Source organism: Halomonas sp. KM-1, from assembly GCF_000246875.1.
GTDB classification, from domain to species: domain Bacteria; phylum Pseudomonadota; class Gammaproteobacteria; order Pseudomonadales; family Halomonadaceae; genus Halomonas; species Halomonas aerodenitrificans.
The window spans coordinates 1-4792 of record NZ_BAEU01000142.1; the positions used below are offsets into that span (position 1 = coordinate 1).

Sequence of the window (4792 nt, forward strand, 5' to 3'; positions counted from 1 at the left end):
GGGTTGCGCGATTCGAAGGTGTCACCGCTCTCGGCAGCGACGAAGGTGTCGTCGATAAAGGCGCGCGACGCCAGACCCGGGATCACGCTGTCGGCCAGAGTCTGCCAGTCGGCCAGGGTGGTGGGGTTCTCAAAGCTCATGGCGCACTCCTTGACGGTTGGCGCGTTCCAGCAGGGCGTCGCAGAGCACCTGGGCGCCCAGGGCACAGTGCTCCGGCGTGGCGTACTCGGCCTCGTTGTGACTGATACCGTCGCGACAGGGGATGAAGATCATCGAGGTCGGCGCCACCCGCGACACGTAAACCGAATCATGGCCGGCACCGCTCATCATCCGTCGGTACGGCACCCCCTGGGCGCGAGCAGCGCGCTCGACGGCATCGATACAGCCGGCATCGAAGTTGACCACCGGCGACACCCAGATGCGCTCGCTGGCCGCTGTCACGCCGAAGGCCTCGGCCGCGGCTGCCAGCTCCCGATCATAGCGGGCCTCCAGGGCGTCCAGCTCGCCCTCGTCGACATGGCGAAGATCCACGGTCAGGCGTACCTCGCCGGGAATCACGTTGCGCGAGGGACTGTCGATCTCCAGGCAGCCGAAGGTCACCTTGGTGGCGCCGCTGTCATCGGCCATGGCCAGCGCCTGCAGCCGATCGATCAGGCGTGCCGCGGCAGCCAGGGCATCGTGGCGATAGCGCATCGGCGTGGGCCCGGCATGGGCCGACTGGCCGCGCAGGATGACGTCGAACCAGCGCATGCCCTGCACACCGGTGACCACGCCGATGGCCTCTTGCTCCTCCTCCAACACCGGCCCCTGCTCGATGTGCAGTTCGAAGAAGGCGTCGAAGCGGGGCTCACCCACCGGCAGCTCGCCGGCAAAGCCACAGGCGGCCAGCGCCTCGCCGAAGGTCACGCCGTCACGGTCCTGGCGCAACAGGGTATAGGCCTCGCTGAATTCGCCGGCGAAGGTGCCGGAGGCCACCATGGCCGGAGCGAAGCGGCTGCCCTCTTCGTTGGTCCACACCACCAGCTCCAGCGGGCGCTCGGTGACGATGCCCTGATCGTGCAGGGTACGGAACACCTCGAGCCCCGCCAGTACCCCGAGGATGCCGTCGAAGCGCCCGCCTTTGGGCTGGGTGTCGAGATGACTGCCGGTGGCCACCGGATCGAGATCGTCACGTTTGCCGGGACGGCGCAGAAAGAGATTGCCGACCCGGTCGACCCGCAGCGTGCAGCCAAGCGCCTCGCACCATTCGATCAGCAGGCGCCGACCGGCGGCATCCTCCTCGGTCAATGCCAAGCGGCTGCTGCCGCCGTTCGCGGTGGGACCGATCTCGGCCATGGCCATCAGGCTCGACCAGAGCCGCTGGCCGTCGATGGAAACGCTCATCCAGGTTGTCTCCCTTGTCGTTATGTCTGGATCGTTATGTCTGGATCGTTATGTCTGGATCGTTATGTCTGGATCGTTATGTCTGGACCGTTATGTCTGGGTCATGACTCCAACCCTAGGCCGGCCTGCCCTGAGGCCGATATACCCCAATCAGGATATATTCCCCGCTTCCGCCCTCTCGCTAGTCTGAACCCGACCTCAATGGAACACATTCCAACAACGACATCGGACACGCGAGGCCGACCATGACCACCGCTACCCGCACGCCACCCCGGACCTTGGATGCCCAGTCGCTGTGGCAAAAGGACAGGGATCATTTCATTCACCCCTTCACCGACTACAGCCTCTTTCATGAAAAGGGCTGCGACCTGATCACCGACAGCGACGGCATCTACGTGGCGGACATCCACGGTAACCGCTTCATCGACGGTATCGCCGGCCTGTGGTGCGTCAACGTCGGCCACGGCCGCGCCGAGATCGGCCAGGCCATGGCCGAGCAGGCCACCCGCATGGCCTACTTCTCCACCTTCAACAACCTCTCCAACGCTCCGGCGGCGGAGCTGGCCGCCAAGCTGGCCGCGCTGGCCCCAGCCCATCTCAATCACGTCTTCTACAGCTGCGGCGGCTCGACGGCCAACGATGCCACCATCCGCCTGGTGCATTACTACTTCAACCGCCTGGGCAAACCGAACAAGAAGCGCATCCTGTCGCGCAACAACGCCTACCATGGCACCACCTACCTGGCGGCGAGCCTGACCGGCATCGAGAGCAACAACTGGGGGTTCGACACCCTGAAACATCTGGTCACCCACCTCAGCGAAGCCAACCTCTACCGCCGTCCGGCGGGAATGAGCGAAGCGGAGTACTGTGACCATCTGGTGGCCGAACTGGAGGAGACCATCGAGCGCATCGGCGCCGAGAACATCGCCGCCTTCATCGCCGAGCCGATCATGGGAGCAGGCGGCGTGCTGATGGCACCGGCGGGCTACCATGCCCGTATGCAGGCGGTGTGCCGCGCCCATGAGATTCTCTATATCGCCGATGAGGTGGTCACCGGCTTCGGCCGCCTGGGGCACTTCTTCGCCTCCGAAGCGGTATTCGATACCCAGCCGGACATCATCAACTGCGCCAAGGGTCTCTCCTCCGGCTATGCGCCCCTGGGCGCCACCCTGATTTCCGACGAGATCTTCGAGGTATTGAGCATCCCCCAGCGCAAGGGCGGCGTACTGAGTACCGGCTTCACCTACTCCGGCCATCCGGTGAGCTGTGCGGCAGCGCTCAAGAACATCGAGATCATCGAGCGCGAGGGCATCTGCGACAACGTACGCGAGGTAGGGCCCTACCTGGAGCGGCAGCTCAAGACCCTTGGCCACCACGAAACCGTCGGCGACGTGAGGGGCAGCCACTTCATGCTGGCCATCGAGAACGTCGCCGACAAGGCCACCAAGGAGTTGCTGCCGGTGGAGGCGCGAGTTGGCGACCGGGTCGCCGCCGAGGCCCAGAAGCGCGGCGTGATCATCCGACCGGTGGGTCACCTCAACATCATCTCGCCGCCGCTGATCTGGAATCGTGACGTGGTGGACCGGGTGATTGCGGTCCTCGACGAGGCCTTCGCCGCCACCACGGCATCGCTACGCAAGGACGGTTATCTGTAACGCTTCTCTGCAAGAGCGGCTCTATCAAAGGTGCAACGTACAACAATAAAGGTTAACGATCATGGCATACTCTCCTTCGGGCCCGACGGCCCACCCCCAACGCTTCGGCAGTGCCACCAAGGGTGGCCTGCTGTTTCTCGGTGTCGTGCTGATTGCCAGCCTCAGCGGTTTTGCGCTGATCGACGGCGACAACTACGGCCTCTACAGTCTGCTGCCCACCACCGTGGTCATCAGCATGGCCCTGCTGACGCGCCGCACCCTGGAAGCCCTGCTGGCCGGCGCGCTGAGCGGCTTCATCATGCTGTCGCCGACCACCGCCGTACAGGACATGGCCGCCAGCAGCCTGGAGGTGATGCAGAATCCCACCATGGGCTGGATCATCCTGGTCTGTGGCCTGCTCGGCAGCCTGATCGGCCTGCTGCACTTCGCCCGCGGTACGGAGGCGTTCAGTCGCGCCGCCGGACGCTACTGCACCACGCGCCGCAGCGCGCTGCTGGGCAGCGTCGGGCTCGGGGTGCTGATCTTCATCGATGACTACCTCAACGCCATGACCGTCTCGGCGGCGATGAAGCGCCTGGCCGACAAGCTCAAGATATCGCGCTCGATGCTGGCCTATGTCGTCGATTCCACCGCTGCTCCCATCTGCCTGATCGTTCCCTTCTCGACCTGGGCGATCTACCTCTCGGGGCTGCTGGAAAGCCACGGCGTCGCCGAAACCGGCCGGGGGTTCAGCTATTACCTCACGCTGATTCCTTACCTCTTCTACCCCTGGATGGCACTGATCGTGGTGCTGCTGGTCGCGGCTGGCGTGATTCCGGCGCTGGGCAAGATGAAGCGCGCGGAGCAAGGCGACGAAGAGCGCGTGCCCGAGAGCAACGAGGAGCAGAACCCCGAGCAGTTCACCCACCGACCGGCTCGCCTGATCAACTTCCTGTTGCCGATGGCTACGCTGATCTTCGCTACCTGGTGGTTCGAGATCGACGCCATGATCGGCGTGGCGTTTGCCCTGTTGGTGACGCTCGGCCTGTACGTGGCCCAGGACATGGCTCCCCTGAGTCGCCTGTTCGACGAGATCATCAAGGGCTTACAGGTCATGCTGGTGCCGCTGGGCATCGTCTTCGCCGCCTTCATCCTGCAGGACGTCAACGAACGACTGGGCTTGACCGAGACGCTGATCGAGTGGGTCATGCCGGTAATGGCCGGTCAGTGGCTGCCGGCGATCACCTTCCTGATACTGGCGGGCATCGCCTTCGCCACCGGTTCGTTCTGGGGCATCTATGCCATCGCCTTCCCGATCGTGGTGCCGCTAGCGCTGGCCACCGACGCCTCGCTGCCCCTGACGCTGGGCGCCATGATCTCGGCAGGCGCCTTCGGTTCCCACGCCTGCTTCTTCGGCGACTCCACGGTACTCAGCGCCCGCGGCTGCAGCGTGACGCCTCTGCAACACGCCCTGACCCAGCTCCCCTACGTCATGATCGCCGCGGTGCTGAGCGTGCTGCTGTTCATCATTCTGGCTTGAGGCCAAATCCCGGCTGCCTTGAGCGCTGCCTTGAATACAGGGCAGCCGCGGAAACGACACGGGCCGGCCGCACAGTGTGCGGTCGGCCCGTCGTGCGGAGCGGCGTACGGCTATAGCGAAAGCGACATCCACACACTCTTCAGTTCGGAATACTCCTCCAGGCTGTGCAGCGACTTGTCACGGCCGTTACCCGACTGCTTGACCCCACCGAAGGGCATGGTCTGGTCGCCCCCGG

The 4792-nt window shown here is 64.6% G+C and carries 4 protein-coding genes; 2 read left to right on the forward strand and 2 right to left on the reverse strand.

Annotation, left to right across the window (positions count from 1 at the left end; genetic code table 11):
• Positions 1 to 129 precede the first annotated feature (129 nt).
• Positions 130 to 1383, reverse strand: a complete 1254-nt coding sequence (locus B8115_RS17845) for a M20 family metallo-hydrolase (RefSeq protein ID WP_010629206.1) — start codon at positions 1381 to 1383, stop codon at positions 130 to 132.
• A 245-nt stretch (positions 1384 to 1628) separates the two neighbouring features.
• Here B8115_RS17845 and B8115_RS17850 point away from each other — a divergent pair, with 245 nt between their 5' ends.
• The gene (locus B8115_RS17850; protein WP_010629207.1) at positions 1629 to 3038 is read left to right on the forward strand and encodes an aminotransferase; all 1410 of its coding nucleotides are present in this window, start codon (positions 1629 to 1631) and stop codon (positions 3036 to 3038) included.
• Between the two features lie 61 nt (positions 3039 to 3099).
• Positions 3100 to 4557: a Na+/H+ antiporter NhaC family protein gene (locus B8115_RS17855; RefSeq protein WP_010629208.1), complete on the forward strand. Its 1458-nt coding sequence runs from the start codon at positions 3100 to 3102 to the stop codon at positions 4555 to 4557.
• Positions 4558 to 4667: 110 nt separating this feature from the next.
• Here the strand turns inward: B8115_RS17855 and B8115_RS23455 are convergent.
• A partial coding sequence (locus B8115_RS23455) for an aldehyde dehydrogenase family protein (protein ID WP_010629204.1) occupies positions 4668 to 4792 on the reverse strand: 125 nt, incomplete at its 5' end.